The sequence below is a fragment of the Kitasatospora sp. NPDC085464 genome (assembly GCF_044541955.1).
Classification (GTDB): Bacteria; Actinomycetota; Actinomycetes; order Streptomycetales; family Streptomycetaceae; genus Kitasatospora.
The window spans coordinates 78,809-95,930 of record NZ_JBITTM010000019.1; the positions used below are offsets into that span (position 1 = coordinate 78,809).

General features: G+C 72.8%; 17 protein-coding genes. 14 read left to right on the plus strand and 3 right to left on the minus strand.

Annotated features, from left to right (window positions below; all coding sequences use genetic code 11):
• The first annotated feature begins 4 nt into the window (after nucleotides 1-4).
• The 8 genes from rpsK to glmM all read left to right on the plus strand — a co-directional run bounded on the left by rpsK (nucleotide 5) and on the right by glmM (nucleotide 7,647).
• The gene (gene rpsK, locus ACIGG8_RS18680; RefSeq protein WP_030232513.1) at nucleotides 5-412 is read left to right on the plus strand and encodes a 30S ribosomal protein S11; all 408 of its coding nucleotides are present in this window, start codon (nucleotides 5-7) and stop codon (nucleotides 410-412) included.
• Nucleotides 413-561: 149 nt separating this feature from the next.
• A complete protein-coding gene (locus ACIGG8_RS18685) occupies nucleotides 562-1,584 on the plus strand; it encodes a DNA-directed RNA polymerase subunit alpha (RefSeq protein WP_030055844.1) in 1,023 nt (340 codons plus the stop codon).
• A 127-nt stretch (nucleotides 1,585-1,711) separates the two neighbouring features.
• A complete protein-coding gene (rplQ, locus tag ACIGG8_RS18690; protein WP_350519919.1) occupies nucleotides 1,712-2,191 on the plus strand; it encodes a 50S ribosomal protein L17 in 480 nt (159 codons plus the stop codon).
• A gap of 91 nt (nucleotides 2,192-2,282) precedes the next feature.
• Entirely contained in the window at nucleotides 2,283-3,194 is a 912-nt protein-coding gene (gene truA / locus ACIGG8_RS18695) for a tRNA pseudouridine(38-40) synthase TruA (RefSeq protein ID WP_396549192.1), read from the plus strand.
• A 41-nt stretch (nucleotides 3,195-3,235) separates the two neighbouring features.
• Nucleotides 3,236-4,894, plus strand: a complete 1,659-nt coding sequence (locus ACIGG8_RS18700) for an ABC-F family ATP-binding cassette domain-containing protein (RefSeq protein WP_396549194.1) — start codon at nucleotides 3,236-3,238, stop codon at nucleotides 4,892-4,894.
• Between the two features lie 232 nt (nucleotides 4,895-5,126).
• Nucleotides 5,127-5,570, plus strand: coding sequence for a 50S ribosomal protein L13 (rplM, locus tag ACIGG8_RS18705; protein ID WP_030055846.1), 444 nt, complete (start codon nucleotides 5,127-5,129; stop codon nucleotides 5,568-5,570).
• 45 nt (nucleotides 5,571-5,615) lie between these two features.
• Nucleotides 5,616-6,119 carry a 30S ribosomal protein S9 gene (gene rpsI / locus ACIGG8_RS18710; protein WP_350519922.1) on the plus strand — a complete coding sequence of 168 codons (504 nt, stop codon included), beginning with the start codon at nucleotides 5,616-5,618 and terminating at the stop codon, nucleotides 6,117-6,119.
• Nucleotides 6,120-6,282: 163 nt separating this feature from the next.
• Nucleotides 6,283-7,647, plus strand: coding sequence for a phosphoglucosamine mutase (gene glmM, locus ACIGG8_RS18715; RefSeq protein ID WP_350519923.1), 1,365 nt, complete (start codon nucleotides 6,283-6,285; stop codon nucleotides 7,645-7,647).
• Nucleotides 7,648-7,719: 72 nt separating this feature from the next.
• On the opposite strand, the gene coaA is transcribed toward glmM, so the two are convergent.
• Entirely contained in the window at nucleotides 7,720-8,715 is a 996-nt protein-coding gene (gene coaA, locus ACIGG8_RS18720; RefSeq protein WP_396549197.1) for a type I pantothenate kinase, read from the minus strand.
• A gap of 99 nt (nucleotides 8,716-8,814) precedes the next feature.
• On the opposite strand from coaA, the gene glmS reads away from it, so the two are divergent.
• Entirely contained in the window at nucleotides 8,815-10,671 is a 1,857-nt protein-coding gene (gene glmS / locus ACIGG8_RS18725; RefSeq protein WP_350519925.1) for a glutamine--fructose-6-phosphate transaminase (isomerizing), read from the plus strand.
• Between the two features lie 42 nt (nucleotides 10,672-10,713).
• Here the strand turns inward: glmS and ACIGG8_RS18730 are convergent, their stop codons facing one another.
• Entirely contained in the window at nucleotides 10,714-11,271 is a 558-nt protein-coding gene (locus ACIGG8_RS18730) for a Uma2 family endonuclease (protein ID WP_396549199.1), read from the minus strand.
• Nucleotides 11,272-11,442: 171 nt separating this feature from the next.
• Between ACIGG8_RS18730 and ACIGG8_RS18735 the strand changes: the two genes are divergently transcribed.
• The 5 genes from ACIGG8_RS18735 (at nucleotide 11,443) to ACIGG8_RS18755 (ending at nucleotide 16,480) form a co-directional block, all read left to right on the plus strand.
• Nucleotides 11,443-12,918: an NAD(P)H-hydrate dehydratase gene (locus tag ACIGG8_RS18735; protein WP_396549201.1), complete on the plus strand. Its 1,476-nt coding sequence runs from the start codon at nucleotides 11,443-11,445 to the stop codon at nucleotides 12,916-12,918.
• A 165-nt stretch (nucleotides 12,919-13,083) separates the two neighbouring features.
• Entirely contained in the window at nucleotides 13,084-14,283 is a 1,200-nt protein-coding gene (gene alr / locus ACIGG8_RS18740) for an alanine racemase (protein WP_350519928.1), read from the plus strand.
• Nucleotides 14,280-15,539: an alpha/beta fold hydrolase gene (locus tag ACIGG8_RS18745; RefSeq protein ID WP_396549203.1), complete on the plus strand. Its 1,260-nt coding sequence runs from the start codon at nucleotides 14,280-14,282 to the stop codon at nucleotides 15,537-15,539. Before alr ends, ACIGG8_RS18745 begins: the two co-directional genes overlap by 4 nt.
• A 129-nt stretch (nucleotides 15,540-15,668) precedes the next feature.
• Nucleotides 15,669-16,175: a tRNA (adenosine(37)-N6)-threonylcarbamoyltransferase complex ATPase subunit type 1 TsaE gene (gene tsaE / locus ACIGG8_RS18750; protein ID WP_350519930.1), complete on the plus strand. Its 507-nt coding sequence runs from the start codon at nucleotides 15,669-15,671 to the stop codon at nucleotides 16,173-16,175.
• 110 nt (nucleotides 16,176-16,285) lie between these two features.
• Complete coding sequence (locus ACIGG8_RS18755; protein ID WP_350519931.1) at nucleotides 16,286-16,480, plus strand: hypothetical protein; 195 nt, start codon at nucleotides 16,286-16,288, stop codon at nucleotides 16,478-16,480.
• A 7-nt stretch (nucleotides 16,481-16,487) separates the two neighbouring features.
• Here the strand turns inward: ACIGG8_RS18755 and ACIGG8_RS18760 are convergent, their stop codons facing one another.
• Nucleotides 16,488-17,054: a hypothetical protein gene (locus ACIGG8_RS18760; protein WP_396549268.1), complete on the minus strand. Its 567-nt coding sequence runs from the start codon at nucleotides 17,052-17,054 to the stop codon at nucleotides 16,488-16,490.
• Between the last annotated feature and the right edge of the window lie 68 nt (nucleotides 17,055-17,122).

Sequence of the window (17,122 nt, forward strand, 5' to 3'; positions counted from 1 at the left end):
ACTTATGCCCCCCAAGGGTCGTCAGGCTGCCGGCGCGAAGAAGATCCGCCGCAAGGAAAAGAAGAACGTCGCTCACGGCCACGCGCACATCAAGAGCACGTTCAACAACACCATCGTTTCGATCACCGACCCCGCGGGCAACGTGATCTCCTGGGCCTCCGCCGGCCACGTCGGCTTCAAGGGCTCGCGCAAGTCCACCCCGTTCGCCGCGCAGATGGCCGCCGAGGCCGCTGCCCGTCGCGCGCAGGAGCACGGCATGCGCAAGGTCGACGTCTTCGTGAAGGGTCCGGGCTCCGGCCGCGAGACCGCGATCCGTTCGCTCCAGGCCACCGGCCTGGAGGTCGGCTCGATCCAGGACGTCACCCCCACCCCGCACAACGGCTGCCGTCCGCCGAAGCGCCGCCGCGTCTGACGCAGCGCCTTCGGGCACTCGGTAGTACTGCTTGAAACCTCGTACGGGCTCCCACACACAGTGATTCGTCGCTTCCTGCGGGAGCCCGTACGCTTGGTCCTGTCGGCATCAAATAGTGGGTGCCGAAGACAACTGGAGGAACATCCCCCATGCTTATCGCTCAGCGTCCCTCGCTGACCGAAGAGGTCGTCGACGAGTTCCGCTCGCGGTTCGTGATCGAGCCGCTGGAGCCGGGCTTCGGCTACACCCTCGGCAACTCCCTGCGCCGCACGCTCCTGTCGTCGATCCCGGGTGCCGCTGTCACCAGCATCCGCATCGACGGCGTCCTGCACGAGTTCACCACCGTGCCGGGCGTCAAGGAGGACGTGACCGACCTCATCCTCAACATCAAGCAGCTGGTCGTCTCCTCGGAGCACGACGAGCCGGTCGTGATGTACCTGCGCAAGCAGGGTCCGGGTGTCGTCACCGCCGCCGACATCGCCCCGCCGGCGGGTGTCGAGGTGCACAACCCCGAGCTGGTCCTCGCCACGCTCAACGGCAAGGGCAAGCTGGAGATGGAGCTGACCGTCGAGCGCGGTCGCGGCTACGTCTCCGCCGTCCAGAACAAGGCCTCCGGCCAGGAGATCGGCCGCATCCCGGTCGACTCGATCTACAGCCCCGTGCTGAAGGTCACCTACAAGGTCGAGGCCACCCGTGTCGAGCAGCGGACCGACTTCGACAAGCTGATCGTCGACGTCGAGACCAAGCCCGCCATGCGTCCGCGCGACGCCATGGCCTCGGCCGGCAAGACCCTGGTGGAGCTGTTCGGTCTCGCCCGCGAGCTGAACATCGACGCCGAGGGCATCGACATGGGCCCGTCCCCGACGGACGCCGCCCTGGCCGCCGACCTGGCGCTGCCGATCGAGGAGCTGGAGCTCACGGTCCGCTCCTACAACTGCCTCAAGCGCGAGGGCATCCACACCGTGGGTGAGCTCGTCGCCCGCTCCGAGGCCGACCTGCTCGACATCCGCAACTTTGGTGCGAAGTCGATCGACGAGGTCAAGGCGAAGCTGGCCGGCATGGGCCTGGCCCTCAAGGACAGCCCGCCCGGGTTCGACCCGACCGCCGCCGCCGACGCCTTCGGCGCCGACGACCTGGACGACGCGGGTTACGCGGAGACCGAGCAGTACTGAAAGACTTGACCGCGGGGGCGGTTCCCCGGAACCGCCTCCGTCGTCGTGAAAGTCGTGCGGGCACAGTGCCCGCACGCCCGCTGCGGTACCTGGTACGGCCGCAGTCGGAGATTCGAGGAGTAAATCCATGCCGCGTCCCACCAAGGGTGCCCGCCTCGGCGGCGGCCCGCACCACGAGCCGCTGCTGCTCGCCGGTCTGTGCCGGGAGCTGTTCCAGTACGGCCGCATCACCACGACCGAGGCCAAGGCCCGTCGGATGCGCCCGCTGGCGGAGAAGCTGATCACCAAGGCGAAGAAGGGCGACATCCACAACCGTCGCCTGGTTCGCAAGACGATCACCGACATCGCCGTGCTGCACACCCTCTTCACCGAGATCGCGCCGCGCTACGAGAACCGCCCGGGTGGTTACACCCGTATCACCAAGATCGGTCCCCGTCGTGGCGACAACGCCCCGATGGCCGTGATCGAGCTGGTCGAGGCGCTGACCGTCGCGCAGACCGCCGTGGGTGAGGCCGAGGCCGCCACCAAGCGTGCCGTCAAGGAGGCCGACGAGGCCGCCGCCGTCGAGACCAAGGCCGACGAGGCCGAGGCCGCCGAGCAGGCCTGACACCTCCAGGTGTGAAGCGGGCCCGCTCTCCCAGCGATGGGGGAGCGGGCCCGTTGCCTGTCCGCGCGAGGTTCCCGGGAGAAGAGAAGCAGTGGTCAACGATTGCGCCGAGCAGCCGCCGGTCAAGGACGGTCCGGCGGACGGCTACGTCCGGGTCCGGCTCGACCTCGCCTACCAGGGCGCCGAGTTCTCCGGCTGGGCCCGCCAGAAGGGCGGCCGCCGGACGGTCCAGGAGGAGATCGAGACCGCGCTGCAGATCGTCACCCGCAGCCCGGAGCTGTTCCCGCTGACCGTGGCCGGCCGCACCGACGCCGGGGTGCACGCCCGCGGCCAGGTCGCGCACGTCGACCTGCCGGCGGAGCTGTGGGAGGCCCACCGGGAGAAGCTGCTGCGCCGGCTGGCCGGCCGGCTCCCCGGGGACGTCCGGATCTACCGGGTCGGCGAGGCGCCGGCCGGGTTCGACGCCCGCTTCTCGGCGGTCTGGCGCCGGTACGCGTACCGGGTCGCCGACCACCCGGGCGGGGTGGACCCGCTGCTGCGCGGGCACGTGCTCTGGCACGACCGCCCGCTGGACCTGGACCGGATGAACGCCGCGGCGGAGCTGCTGCTCGGCGAGCACGACTTCGCCGCGTACTGCAAGAAGCGCGAGGGCGCCACCACCATCCGCACCCTGCTGGAGCTGCACTGGGACCGCGTCCCGGTGGACCCGTACGCCGCCCAGGAGGGCTCGCTCGCGGTCGCCACCGTCCGGGCGGACGCCTTCTGCCACAACATGGTCCGGGCGCTGGTCGGCGCGATGCTGCTGGTGGGCGACGGGCACCGGCCGGTGGAGTTCCCCGGTGAGGTGCTGGCCGGCGGGGTGCGCAACTCCGCCGTCAACGTGATCCGGCCGTACGGGCTGACGCTGGAGGAGGTCGGCTACCCGCCGGACGACCAGCTGGCCGAGCGCAACCGGGCGGCCCGGCGGATGCGTACCCTTCCGGGGCAGCCCGCTGTGACGTAATCCGTTTTGGCCGGGGGCGCCCGCTTGGGACAATCCTCCTCATGGGACACGTCGAGATTTCGCACCTTGAGTACTACTTGCCGGACGGGCGGGTGCTGTTCGACGACGCGTCCTTCCGGGTCGGCGAGGGCGCCGCGGTCGCCCTGGTCGGCGCGAACGGAGCGGGCAAGACCACTCTGCTGCGGATGATCGCGGGGGACCTCCAGCCGCACGGCGGCTCGGTGACGATCAGCGGCGGGCTCGGCGTGATGCGCCAGTTCGTGGGCACCACCGGCCGCGAGGACCAGCAGTCCACGCCGGGCGCGCTGCCGGCCGACGCCTCCGTGCGAGACCTGCTGGTGTCGGTCGCCCCCGAGCGGATCGCGGTGGCCGCCCGCGCGGTGGACGCCGCCGAGCTGGCGATGATCGCCCAGGACGACGAGAAGACCCAGATGGCCTACGCCCAGGCCCTGTCCGACTGGGCCGACGTCGGCGGCTACGACTACGAGACCGACTGGGACGTCTGCACCATGGCGGCCCTCGGCATGCCCTTCGACAAGGCCCAGTGGCGCGGCCTGAACACCCTCTCCGGCGGCGAGCAGAAGCGGCTCGTGCTGGAGGCGCTGCTGCGCGGGCCGGAGGAGGTGCTGCTCCTCGACGAGCCCGACAACTACCTGGACGTCCCCGCCAAGCTCTGGCTGGAGGAGGCCATCAAGGCCACCTCGAAGACCGTCCTGTACATCTCGCACGACCGCGAGCTGCTCTCCCGCACCGCCGACAAGATCATCAGCGTCGAGTCGGGCGCGGCCGGCAGCAGTGTCTGGGTGCACGGCGGCGGCTTCGACACCTTCCACGAGGCCCGCAAGGCGCGCTTCGAGCGCTTCGAGGAACTGCGCCGCCGCTGGGACGAGGAGCACGCCAAGCTCAAGAAGCTGGTCGTCACCCTGCGCCAGGCCGCGTCCGTCAGCCACGACATGGCCTCCCGCTACTCCGCCGCCCAGACCAGGCTGAAGAAGTTCGAGGACGCCGGCCCGCCCGAGGCGCCGCCGCGCGAGCAGAGCATCACCATGCGGCTCAAGGGCGGGCGCACCGGCGTGCGCGCCTTCACCATGGAGCGGCTGGAGCTCACCGGGCTGATGCAGCCCTTCGACCTGGAGGTCTTCTACGGCGAGCGGGTCGGCGTGCTGGGGGCCAACGGCGCCGGCAAGTCGCACCTGCTGCGGCTGCTGGCCGGCGACACGACGGTCGAGCACACCGGCGACTGGAAGCTCGGCGCCCGGGTCGTCCCCGGCCACTTCCGGCAGACCCACGCCCACCCGGAGCTGTTCGGCCGTACCGTCCGCTCGATCGTGGAGGAGGAGCACGCGCTCAGCCGTGGCGCCGCGATGGGTGCGCTGCGGCGGTACGAGCTGGACCGCCAGGAGGAGCAGAAGTTCGAGTCGCTGTCCGGTGGGCAGCAGGCCCGGCTGATGATCCTCAAGCTCGAACTCTCCGGTGTGACGGCCCTGTTGCTCGACGAGCCGACCGACAACCTGGACCTGGAGAGCGCCGAGGCGCTGCAGGCCGGGCTGGAGGCCTTCGAGGGCACCGTGCTGTGCGTGACCCACGACCGCTGGTTCGCCAAGACCTTCGACCGCTTCCTGGTCTTCGGGGCCGACGGCAAGGTGTTCGAGTCGTCGGATCCGGTCTGGGACGTGACCCGGGTGGAGCGCGAACGCTGAGTGACGGCCAGGGGGGTCCACGGCGATTTTTGACCCCTCAGGATCGTGCCGGTAACCTGGACGCTTGATGTGCGTATTGGCTCGCTCTATCTCACGTGAGAGGTCGGTACGCCGGAGACATCAGGTCGACGACCAGCGGTCCCCCTTGAATTGCGTCCAAGGTTGACCAGGCTGATCTTCCGTCCGGGTGCTCCTGTCAGGACTCACTCACTGAAAAGCGAAGGCTACGACCGTGCGTACGTACAGCCCCAAGCCCGGCGACGTCCAGCGTCAGTGGCACGTCATCGACGCGACCGACGTCGTGCTCGGCCGCCTGGCTTCCCAGGCCGCCAACCTCCTCCGGGGCAAGCACAAGGCGATCTACGCGCCGCACGTTGACACTGGTGACTTCGTCATCATCATCAACGCCGACAAGGTGCACCTGTCCGGTAACAAGAAGACCCAGAAGCTGGCCTACCGCCACTCGGGCTTCCCGGGCGGTCTGCGCTCGGTGCGCTACGACGACCTGCTGGCGAACAACCCGGAGAAGGCCGTCGAGAAGGCCATCAAGGGCATGATTCCCAAGAACAGCCTGGGCCGTCAGATGCTCTCGAAGCTGAAGGTCTACTCGGGCGACCAGCACCCGCACGCTGCCCAGCAGCCGGTGCCGTTCGAGATCACCCAGGTCGCGCAGTAATTCGGCCACCAAGCCCCCCAACACTGAAAAGAGCTGAGGAACACCGTGGCCGAGACCACTGAAACCCTTGAGGTCGACTTCGACGAGACCGTCGTCGAGGGCGAGTACACCTCCGAGGAGAGCTACACCTCCGAGTCGCTGGCCGGCCGCTTCGGCGAGGCCGTCCCCGGCGCCGGCCTGGGCCGTCGCAAGGAGGCGATCGCCCGCGTGCGCATCGTCCCCGGCACCGGCCAGTGGAAGATCAACGGTCGCACCCTTGAGGACTACTTCCCCAACAAGGTGCACCAGCAGACCGTGAACGAGCCCTTCAAGCTCCTGGAGCTGGACGGCCGTTACGACGTCGTCGCCCGCATCAGCGGTGGCGGCGTGTCCGGCCAGGCCTACGCGCTGCGCCTCGGCGTCGCCCGTGCCCTGAACGAGGCCGACGTGGACAACAACCGCGGCGCGCTGAAGAAGGCCGGCTTCCTGACCCGTGACGCCCGCGCCGTCGAGCGCAAGAAGGCCGGTCTGAAGAAGGCCCGCAAGGCGCCGCAGTACAGCAAGCGCTAATCGCGTCCCAGGGGGTGCGGTCCGCCCTGGCGGCGCACCCCCTGGATGCGCACAACCGTCGCCCCGGAGTACCACGCGTACTCCGGGGCGACGTGTTCCCCGGCTACTGTGCGGCGGCCGGGATCATCGGTGGTTCCGAGCAGTGGTGATGGAGGACGGGACAGTGGGACGACTCTTCGGTACGGACGGCGTACGCGGGGTGGCCAACGAGGGACTGACGGCGGAGCTCGCGCTCGGGCTGTCCGTCGCCGCGGCGCACGTGCTCGGAGAGGCCGGCGCCTTCGACGGCCACCGGCCGGTCGCGGTGGTCGGCCGTGACCCGCGTGCCTCGGGCGAGTTCCTGGAGGCCGCCGTCATCGCCGGTCTGGCGAGCGCCGGAGTCGACGTCCTGCGGGTCGGTGTCCTGCCCACCCCGGCCGTGGCGTACCTCACCGGCGCGCTCGGCGCCGACTTCGGCGTGATGCTGTCCGCCAGCCACAACGCCATGCCGGACAACGGCATCAAGTTCCTCGCCCGGGGCGGCCACAAGCTGGACGACCGGATCGAGGACGCGATCGAGGCCCACTACCGCAAGCACACGGTCGGCGAGGAGGACTGGAAGCGCCCGACCGGCGCCGCCGTCGGCCGGGTCCGCGAGTACACCGAGGGCTTCGACAAGTACGTCGCCCACCTGATCGGCGTACTGCCCAACCGCCTGGACGGCGTCAAGGTCGTCATCGACGGCGCCCACGGCGCGGCCGCCTACGTCGCCCCCGAGGCCTTCGCCCGGGCCGGCGCCGAGGTCGTCCACACCCTGGGGGCCGAGCCCACCGGCCTCAACATCAACGACGGCGTCGGCTCCACCCACCTGGACCGCCTGCGCACCGCGATGAAGGAGCACAAGGCCGACCTCGGCATCGCCCTGGACGGCGACGCCGACCGCTGCCTGGCCGCCGACGCCGACGGCGACGAGGTGGACGGCGACCAGATCATCGCCATCCTCGCCGTGGCCATGAAGGAGGCCGGCACCCTGCGCGGCAACACCGCGGTGGCCACCGTGATGTCCAACCTCGGCTTCAAGCTGGCGATGGAGCGCGAGGGCATCGAGCTGGTCGAGACCGCCGTCGGCGACCGCTACGTGCTGGAGGCCATGAAGGAGCACGGCTTCGCACTGGGCGGCGAGCAGTCCGGCCACGTCATCCTGCTGGACCACGCCACCACCGGCGACGGCACCCTGACCGGCCTGATGCTGGGCGCCCGCCTGGCCGCCACCAAGCAGCCGCTGGCCGACCTGGCCGCCGTGATGACCCGGCTGCCGCAGGTCCTGATCAACGTCAAGGGCGTCGACAAGTCCCGGGTGAGGACCAGCACCGAGCTGGCCGCCGCGGTCGCCGCGGCCGAGGCCGAGCTGGGCTCCACCGGCCGGGTGCTGCTGCGCCCGTCGGGCACCGAGCCGCTGGTCCGCGTGATGGTCGAGGCCGCCGACCCGGTGCAGGCCGAGGCGGTCGCGCAGACTCTGGCCGAGGCCGTGCGCACCCACCTGGGCTGAGCCCGGACCCCGGGCCGAGCCCGGACGTGCGGAGGGCCCCCGCCGGTGCGGCGGGGGCCCTCCGTCGTGCGCTCAGAGCTTGCGAAGCAGCGCCCGGCGGACCTTGTGGTCCTGGCCCTTCTGCAGGATCAGGGTGGCCCGGCCGCGGGTCGGCAGCACGTTCTCCAGCAGGTTCGGCTTGTTGATGGTGCGCCAGACCTGCCGGCCGTACTCCATCGCCTCCTCCTCCGGCACCTCGGTGAAGCGCCGGAAGTACGAGTTCGGGTCCTGGAAGGCGGTCTGACGCAGCTTCCTGAAGCGGTCCAGGTACCAGTGCTCGATGTCGTCGGTCCGGGCGTCGACGTAGATCGAGAAGTCGAAGTAGTCGGCCACCGCGAGGCGGGTGCGGCCGTCGGTGCCGGGCAGGGCCGGCTGGAGCACGTTCAGGCCCTCGACGATCAGGATGTCCGGGCGCTCCACGGTCAGCCGCTCGTCCTGCACGATGTCGTACACCAGGTGCGAGTAGACCGGCGCGCTGACCCGCTCCTTGCCCGCCTTCACGTCCGCGACGAAGCGCATCAGCGCCCGGCGGTCGTACGACTCGGGGAAGCCCTTGCGGGCCATCAGGCCGCGCCGGCGCAGCTCGGCGTTGGGGAGCAGGAAGCCGTCGGTGGTGACCAGTTCGACCCGGGGGTGCTCGGGCCAGCGGGCGAGCAGCGCCTGGAGGAGGCGCGCGGTGGTCGACTTGCCGACCGCGACCGATCCGGCCACCCCGATGATGAACGGGGTCCGGGTGCGTTTGGTGTCCGGCGTGTCCAGGAACGTGCCCACGGCGCCGCGCAGTTCGTGCGTCGCGTGGATGTACAGGTTCAGCAGCCGCGACAACGGCAGGTAGACGTCACGCACCTCGTCGAGGTCGAGGGCGGTGCCGAGGCCGCGCAGCTGCTCCACCTCCTCGGCGGTCAGCGGCAGCGGCGTGCGCTCGCGCAGCGCGCTCCATTCGGCCCGGCTGAGATCCACGTAGGGGGACGGGGACGGGCCGGGCGTGGCGGCGCCCCGCGTACAGAGTTCGGTCAGCACATGCTCCATTGTGAGCCGTAGCGGCGTTCACGGTGGTTGTGGTGTCGGTCACGCAGCGTTCGCGGGAGGCGGGAATACGGCCACAGAACCGCCCTTATGCTGGCACGCATGTGCGGAATTGTTGGATACGTGGGCGCGCAGTCCGCCCTCGACGTAGTAATCGCAGGCCTGCAGCGCCTGGAGTACCGGGGTTACGACTCGGCCGGTGTCGCGGTGCAGGTTCAGGACTCCGACGGGCAGTGGAGCCTGTCGACCGACAAGCGGGCCGGAAAGCTCGCCAACCTGGAGAAGTCGCTCGCCGAGTCCCCTCTGCCCGGCGGCACCACCGGCATCGGCCACACCCGCTGGGCCACCCACGGCGGCCCGACGGACGCCAACGCCCACCCCCACCTGGACGACGACCTGCGGGTCGCCGTGGTGCACAACGGCATCATCGAGAACTTCGCGCAGCTGCGCGCCGAGATCGCCGAGCGCGGCCACACCCTCCGGTCGGAGACGGACACCGAGGTCGTCGCCCACCTGCTGGGCGAGGCCTACCAGGGCGACCTCGCCGAGGCCATGCGGGCGGTCTGCGGTCGGCTGGAGGGTGCCTTCACCCTGGTCGCCGTGCACGCCGACGCGCCGGACGTCGTCGTCGGTGCCCGCCGCAACTCGCCGCTGGTCGTCGGCCGCGGCGAGGGCGAGAACTTCCTCGCCTCGGACGTCGCCGCGTTCATCGCGCACACCCGCGAGGCGATCGAGCTGGGCCAGGACCAGGTCGTCGAGCTGCGCAAGGACGGCGTGACCGTCACGAACTTCGACGGCACCCCCGCCGACGTGCGCGAGTACCACGTCGACTGGGACGCCTCCGCCGCCGAGAAGGGCGGCTACGACTACTTCATGCTCAAGGAGATCGCCGAGCAGCCGAAGGCCGTCGCCGACACCCTGCTCGGCCGGATCGGCACCGACGGCCGGCTCACCCTCGACGAGCTGCGGATCTCCGACGCCGACCTGCGGTCGGTCGACAAGGTCGTCATCGTCGCGTGCGGCACCGCCTTCCACGCCGGCATGATCGCCAAGTACGCGATCGAGCACTGGACCCGCATCCCCTGCGAGGTCGAGGTCGCCTCCGAGTTCCGCTACCGCGACCCGATCATGGGCCCGGGCACGCTGGTCATCGCCATCTCGCAGTCCGGCGAGACCATGGACACCCTGATGGCCCTGCGGCACGCCCGTGAGCAGGGCGCCAAGGTGCTGGCGATCTGCAACACCAACGGCTCCACCATCCCGCGCGAGTCGGACGCCGTGCTGTACACGCACGCCGGTCCGGAGGTCGCGGTCGCCTCGACCAAGGCGTTCCTGACCCAGCTGGTCGCCTGCTACCTGGTCGCCCTCTACCTGGGCCAGGTGCGCGGCACCAAGTGGGGCGACGAGATCTTCGCCGTCATCAAGGAGCTCGGCGACGCGCCGAAGCAGGTCGAGCAGGTCCTGGAGACCATGGAGCCGGTGCGCGAGCTGGCCCGCTCGCTGGCCGACGCCCGCTCGGTGCTGTTCCTCGGCCGCCACGTCGGCTTCCCGGTGGCCCTGGAGGGTGCGCTCAAGCTCAAGGAGCTGGCGTACATGCACGCCGAGGGCTTCGCGGCGGGCGAGCTCAAGCACGGCCCGATCGCGCTGATCGAGGAGGGGCTGCCGGTCGTGGTGGTCGTGCCCTCGCCGCGCGGGCGGTCGATCCTGCACGACAAGATCGTCTCCAACATCCAGGAGATCCGGGCCCGCGGCGCCCGCACGATCGTGATCGCCGAGGAGGGCGACGAGGCCGTCGTGCCGTACGCGGACCACCTGATCCGCATCCCGGTCACCCCGACCCTGCTCCAGCCGCTGGTCTCCACCGTCCCGCTCCAGGTCTTCGCCTGCGAGCTGGCCACGGCCAAGGGCCACGAGGTCGACCAGCCGCGCAACCTGGCGAAGTCGGTCACCGTCGAGTAGTTCCACGCCCGTCGGCAACGGCGCCCCTGCGGTGGCTGCGTCCTACCGCAGGGGCGCCGTGTCGAGCGTGAAGGAGAACGGGGCGGGCAGGTCGATCGGCTTGCCGAACGGGACCGGCTCCTTCTCCGTGTAGTCCTCCCCCTCGGGGGCGGTGAACAGGGTGACCATGCCCGCGCTCCGGTCGACCAGCAGGTAGCAGGGGATTCCGGCGGCGGCGTACCCGCGGCGCTTCTGCTCGCGGTCCCGGTGCGGACCGGTGGACGTGACCTCGAAGACGAGGAGGACACCGGAGGCGTCCGCCCAGGAACCGGCGTTCAGGAAGTGTCCGACCGGGCTGACGGTGCCGTCGGGGACGAACCGGCCGGTCGGCACGATCAGCCCCTTGTTGCCGGACAGGTCGAACTCGGCCTCGGCCTTGCGCATGAACTGCCGGTTCAGCAGGGAGAACGCGGTCTCGTGTTCTCCGTCCGGCGGTGGCGTCACGACGATCTCCCCTTCGACGAGCTCGGCCTTGTAACCAGGCGGTGTGTCCAGTTCCAGGAACGCCTGGAGGAGGCCGTCCCGGCCCAGCGGGCCCTCGACTGCTGGCATGGCGACCATGGCCCTTCTCCCTCCTGTGGGTCCGTGCCGGGCCACAAGGTAGGCGCACGGACCGGCACCGGTGGGGGATCGAAGTGGTTGTCACTCGAAAGTGTGCCGCAGGCCCGGCTCCCGCGGGGCGGTGACGCGGGCTAGCGTCGTCCGTACGTCGACGGCCGGAGGAGCCCCGCCATGCGTCATGCACATCCTGTGGAAACCGTCCGGGCCGCCGAGGCCGCGTCGATGGCGCGGCTGCCGGAGGGGACGTTGATGCAGCGGGCGGCCGCGGGGCTGGCGGCGACGTGCGCGCGGCTGCTGACCCGGCGTCGGGGGCGGGTGTACGGCAGCCGGGTGGTGGTGCTGGCCGGCAGCGGGGACAACGGGGGTGACGCCCTGTACGCCGGGGCCGCGCTGGCCCGGCGCGGGGCGCGGGTGACGGCGGTGCTGCTCGCGCCGGAACGGGCGCACGAGGGCGGGCTGGCCGCGCTGCGGGCGTCCGGCGGACGGGTGACGGCGGAGCAGGACGTCGGCCTGGCCGACTTCTCGCGCGCGGACCTGGTGCTGGACGGGATCGTCGGCATCGGCGGCCGGGGCGGGCTGCGCCCCGGGGCCCGGCCGTACGCGGAGGCCGGGCGGCGCGGGGTGGTGGTCGCGGTCGACCTGCCCAGCGGGGTGGACGCCGACACCGGCGAGGTGCCGGGCGCGGCGCTGCGCGCGGACGTCACGGTCTGCTTCGGCACGTACAAGCCCGGCCTGCTGGTCGACCCGGGGGCCTCGTACGCGGGCGCCGTGCAACTGGTCGGCATCGGGCTGGAGCTGCCGGAGGCGGGCGTGACGGCCCTGCAGCACGCGGACGTGGCGGCGCTGCTGCCGCGGCCGGGCGCGGAGAGCGACAAGTACCGGCGCGGCGTGGTCGGCGTGGCGGCCGGGTCGGCGACCTATCCGGGGGCGGCGCTGCTGGCGGTCGCCGGGGCGCTGCGCGGCGGTGCGGGCGCCGTCCGGTACGTGGGCACGGCGGCCGAGGAGGTGGTGCGGCGCTTCCCGGAGACGCTGGTCACCGAGGGCGGGCCGGCCGGGGCCGGCCGGGTGCAGGCCTGGGTGGTCGGGCCGGGCGGCGGCGAGGGGGCGCGGCAGGCACTGGCCGAGGCGCTGGCCGGCGACGTCCCGGTGCTGGTGGACGCGGACGGCCTGACCGAGCTGGGCCGGCTCGGCCCGGAGGCGCTGGCCGGCCGCACCGCACCCACCCTGCTGACCCCGCACACCGGCGAGGCCGCCCGGCTGCTCGCCGGCGCGGAGGGCACCGCGCCGCCGGCCGCCGACGACCTGGCCGCCAGCCGGCTGTCCACCGCCCGACGGCTGGCGGCGGCCTACCGCGCGACCGTCCTGCTCAAGGGCTCCACGACGGTGGTCGCGGACCCGGGCGGGGCCGTCCGGGTGAACCCCACCGGCACCTCCTGGCTCGCCACCGCGGGCAGCGGCGACGTCCTGGCCGGGCTGGCGGGCTCGCTGCTGGCGGCGGGACTCCCGCCGCTGGACGCCGCGTCGGTGGCCGCCTACCTGCACGGCCTGGCGGGCCGCGAGGCGGCGGGGGACCCGGGCGCACCGGTGACCGCCCTGGCGGTGGCGGAGGCGCTGCCGGCGGTGTGGCGGGCGGTCCGCGCGGGGTAGCGGGCCGCGGCCGGGAGCGGAACCGAAGGCTCCGCCGGCCGCGTCCGAGAGGGGGGTGACGAGCGGTTCGCCGCGGGGTGGTGCGGCGGGCGGGGCCCGGTCGTCGGCCGCCGCGCCGATGGGCCGTTCGGCGAGGACTCCGGGACGTCTGGGAGACTGACCCTGATGACAACTGCGAACACGATCGGCACCGCCACCCTGACCGACGGCGTACGGGCCGAGGCGACCATCGATCTCGGCGCCCTGCGCGGCAACCTCGCGGCGCTGCGCGAGCGCGTCGGCGGCGCGGCGGTGATGCTCGCGGTCAAGGCGAACGCCTATGGCCACGGCGCGGTCGAGTGCGCCCGCGAGGCGGTCGCGAACGGGGTCGGCTGGCTCGGCTGCGCGACGCCCGACGAGGCGCTGGCGCTGCGGGCCGCGGGCATCCGCCCGGAGCACGCCCGCATCCTGTGCTGGCTGTGGACGCCCGGCGGGCCGTGGCGCGAGGCGCTCCGGGCCGGCCTGGACATCTCGGTCAGCGGCCAGTGGGCGCTGGACGAACTGCTCCCGGCCGTACGCGAGACCGGCATCCCGGCGCGCGTGCACCTGAAGGCCGACACCGGCCTCGGCCGCAACGGCTGCCAGCCGCACGACTGGCCGCGGCTGGTGGCCGCAGCCCGGCGCGCCGAGGCCGAGGGGCTGCTCACCGTGGTCGGCGTCTGGTCGCACTTCGCGGCCGCCGACGAGCCCGGCCACCCGTCGATCCAGGCCCAGCTGGACTCCTACCGCACCGCGCTGGCCGAGGCCGAGGCGGCCGGGCTGCGCCCCGAGGTGCGGCACCTGGCGAACTCGCCGGCCACCCTGCTGCTGCCCGAGTCGCACTTCGACCTGGTCCGCACCGGCCTGGCCGCGTACGGGCTGTCGCCGGTGCCCGAGGTGGGCTCGCCGGCCGACTTCGGGCTGCGCCCGGTGATGTCGCTCGCGGCGCGGCTGGCGCTGGTCAAGGAGGTCCCCGGAGGCCACGGGGTCAGCTACGGCCACCACTACACGACGCCCGGCCCGACCACCCTGGGCCTGGTCCCGCTCGGTTACGGCGACGGCGTCCCCCGGCACGCCAGCGGCACCGGCCCGGTGCAGATCGGCGGCAAGTGGCGCACGGTGGCCGGCCGGGTCGCGATGGACCAGTTCGTCGTGGACCTCGGCGGGGACGCCCCCGCGATCGGCGACGAGGCGCTGCTGTTCGGCAGCGGCGAGCGCGGCGAGCCGACCGCCGAGGACTGGGCCCGCGCCTGCGGGACCATCGCGTACGAGATCGTCACCCGGATCGGCGCCCGGGTGCCGCGCCGCTACCTGGGCGGCAGCCACACCGGGGACACGCCGGCATGACCGGCGCGCCGACCGGGGACGGAACGGTCGCGGCGGTCGCCAAGGCGGCCGGCGCGGCCTCCGGGGTGAGCCGGGCGGGCGTGATCGGGATCTCGGTCGGTGTGCTGGCGGCGGGGGCCGCCGCCGGGGTGGCGATCGAGCGGCTGACCGTCGGGCGGGCGATGCGCCGCCGGGCCCGGGCCGAGCTGGACGCGAGCGCCCCGTACGGCTCGCTGCGCGGGCGTCCGAGGACGGTGGCCGCGCCGGACGGCACCGAGCTGTACGTGGAGCTGGACGGCACCGGCTGGGCCGAGCCGGACGGCGACGGCTCCGGCGCCGAGCCGCTGACCGTGGTGTTCTGCCACGGCTACTGCCTCAACCAGGACAGCTGGCACTTCGAGCGGGCCGCGCTGCGCGAGGGCATGCGGCTGGTCTTCTGGGACCAGCGCAGCCACGGCCGCTCGGAGCGCTCCCGCTCGTACCTGGCCGGCGAGCCGGCCGGCATCGACCAGCTGGGCGGCGACCTGAAGGCCGTGATCGACGCCGTCGCGCCGACCGGGCCGCTGGTGCTGGTGGGCCACTCGATGGGTGGCATGACGGTGATGGCGCTGGCCGACCAGTACCCGGACCTGTTCCGGGAGAGGGTCGCCGGGGTCGCCCTGATCGGCACGCTCGCGGGCGACTGGGACGACGTCAGCCTCGGCCTGCCCAAGGCCGGCGCGAAGCTGTTCAAGAAGGTCGCGCCCGGGATGGTGAAGCTGCTGGGCCGTCAGGTCGACCTGGTCGAGGCCACCCGGCGGCTGGGGTCGGACCTGACCGCCGTCTTCTACCGGAAGTTCTCCTTCGGGAGCCGGGACGTCGACCCCGGCGTGGTGCGCTTCGCCGAGCAGCTGCTGGACGCCACCCCGATCGACGTGGTCGCCGAGTTCTACCCGGTGTTCGGCGCGCACGAGAAGTACGAGGCGCTGGCCGCCCTGCGCGGCCTGCCGGTCCTGGTGCTGGCCGGGACGAAGGACCTCCTGACGCCCTCGGCGCACAGCGAGGCGATGGCCGAGCGGCTGCCGGGCGCCGAGCTGGTGCTGGCCGAGGGCGCCGGGCACCTGGTGATGCTGGAGCGGCCGGAGCTGGCCGACCGCGAGCTGGCGCTGCTGCTGCGCCGGGCCGCCGACTTCGCGGGGGCCACGCCGCTGCCCGCGGCCGTCCTCGACCTGACCCGCGAGCCTGCCGCGGGCACGGCTGCCGGACCGGCCGCCGAACCGGTCGTCGACCCCGCCTGACGCCCGCCCGACGCCCGCCGAGGCCCGGCCCGGCACCCGCCCGGCGCACCCGGGGGCGGCGATGTGGCACGGTAGCGGTGGCGGCCGGTGGTCGGTGCGCCGGTACGGACCGAAGGGCAAGACACGCGCATGGGCTCGCACGCCACTCTCACCGTCCCCACCCCGGAGCGGATGGGCCGGCTCGGCCGGGAGCTGGCCGCGCTGCTGCGGCCGGGGGACCTGGTGCTGCTCTCCGGCGAGCTGGGGGCGGGGAAGACCACGCTGACCCGGGGACTGGGGGAGGGGCTGCAGGTCCGCGGGGCGGTGACCTCGCCGACCTTCGTGATCGCCCGGGTGCACCCCTCGCTGGTCGGCGGCCCGGCGCTGGTGCACGTGGACGCGTACCGGCTGGGCGGTGACCTGGACGAGATGGAGGACCTCGACCTGGACGTCTCGCTGCCGGAGTCGGTGGTCGTGGTCGAGTGGGGCGAGGGCAAGGTCGAGCGGCTGTCCGAGGACCGGCTGGAGGTCCGGATCGAGCGCGCCCTGGGCGACACCGCCGACGGGGACGACCACGATCCGCGCCGGGTGCTGCTGACCGGCATCGGTCCGCGCTGGGCGGACGTGGCGCTGGCGAAGCTGGCGGGGCAGGAGTAGCGGCGGGTCGCGGCGACTTGCCGACAGACTGTCGGCAAGATGTTGCGGGCGGAGTGCCGGGCGTGGTGGGATGGGTGCTGCGGTTAGGTCTGCCTAACTAGGGAGGCGCCATGTCGAGCACCACCCCCGCCCCGGAGCGCGCCGTCCGCGCCGCCGGGGCCGGAGAGTCCGCCCGTTGCGCTCCGGGGGAGCCGATGCGGGCACTGCTGGCCGCCCGCGCGGCCGCCGAGGCGGTGTCCACCCCGCCCGGACCCGAGCCTGGGCAGGCCGAGGAGCCCGAGGCGCAGGCACCCCGGGCCGCGTGAGGCCGCCTCAGGCGACCACGACCACCTTGGTGTCCTTCGGCGCGAAGTCCCAGAGCAGCTGCCCGTCCGTGCGGCCGCTGCGGATGCCGCCGGTCTTGGTCTTCGGGTCGGCCGACGGGGTCGTGCCGTCCACCGCCGCGCTGAAGCCGAACACCACGCCGCTCTGCTGCGCGAAGCGCACCACGTGCTCGATCTGCCGGCCGTCCGTGCCGGTGGCCGTCGCCGTGCGGCTGTACACCGCGTAGCTGCCCGGGGCGGGCTCGACCGTGCCCGGGCTGACCGGGAAGGCCGCCGCGACCTGCGGGGTCTTCTTCGGGTCGACCAGCCAGACGTAGTGGCTGCTCACCGAGTAGACCACCCGGATGCCGGTGCCCGAGGTGGCCGGCAGCGGCGGGACGGTCGGGGTGGCCGAGGCGGTCGGCGCCGCGGCGGTGGCCGTGCCCGTCGCCGTGATGGTGGGGGTCGGCTTGGCGCCGCCCGCCCGGTCCTGGGCGCCGTTGGCCTGGAAGGCCAGCAGGCTCACCACCGCCAGGGCCCCCAGGGTCAGCCCCGTGACCACCACTCCAGGACCCATCTTCGCCACGTGCCGCTCCCGCTGCCGTCCCTTTTCGTACGGGCTTATCGTGCCAGGTCCGTCCGTCC

Coding starts and splice junctions, on each gene's coding strand:
- alr (WP_350519928.1), top strand. CDS start 13,084: ATGACAACTGCGAACACGATCGGCACCGCCACCCTGACCGACGGCGTA.
- rplQ (WP_350519919.1), top strand. CDS start 1,712: ATGCCGCGTCCCACCAAGGGTGCCCGCCTCGGCGGCGGCCCGCACCAC.
- ACIGG8_RS18745 (WP_396549203.1), top strand. CDS start 14,280: ATGACCGGCGCGCCGACCGGGGACGGAACGGTCGCGGCGGTCGCCAAG.
- ACIGG8_RS18755 (WP_350519931.1), top strand. CDS start 16,286: ATGTCGAGCACCACCCCCGCCCCGGAGCGCGCCGTCCGCGCCGCCGGG.
- ACIGG8_RS18700 (WP_396549194.1), top strand. CDS start 3,236: ATGGGACACGTCGAGATTTCGCACCTTGAGTACTACTTGCCGGACGGG.
- glmS (WP_350519925.1), top strand. CDS start 8,815: ATGTGCGGAATTGTTGGATACGTGGGCGCGCAGTCCGCCCTCGACGTA.
- ACIGG8_RS18730 (WP_396549199.1), bottom strand. CDS start 11,271: ATGGTCGCCATGCCAGCAGTCGAGGGCCCGCTGGGCCGGGACGGCCTC.
- tsaE (WP_350519930.1), top strand. CDS start 15,669: ATGGGCTCGCACGCCACTCTCACCGTCCCCACCCCGGAGCGGATGGGC.
- coaA (WP_396549197.1), bottom strand. CDS start 8,715: ATGGAGCATGTGCTGACCGAACTCTGTACGCGGGGCGCCGCCACGCCC.
- rpsK (WP_030232513.1), top strand. CDS start 5: ATGCCCCCCAAGGGTCGTCAGGCTGCCGGCGCGAAGAAGATCCGCCGC.
- ACIGG8_RS18685 (WP_030055844.1), top strand. CDS start 562: ATGCTTATCGCTCAGCGTCCCTCGCTGACCGAAGAGGTCGTCGACGAG.
- ACIGG8_RS18760 (WP_396549268.1), bottom strand. CDS start 17,054: ATGGGTCCTGGAGTGGTGGTCACGGGGCTGACCCTGGGGGCCCTGGCG.
- ACIGG8_RS18735 (WP_396549201.1), top strand. CDS start 11,443: ATGCGTCATGCACATCCTGTGGAAACCGTCCGGGCCGCCGAGGCCGCG.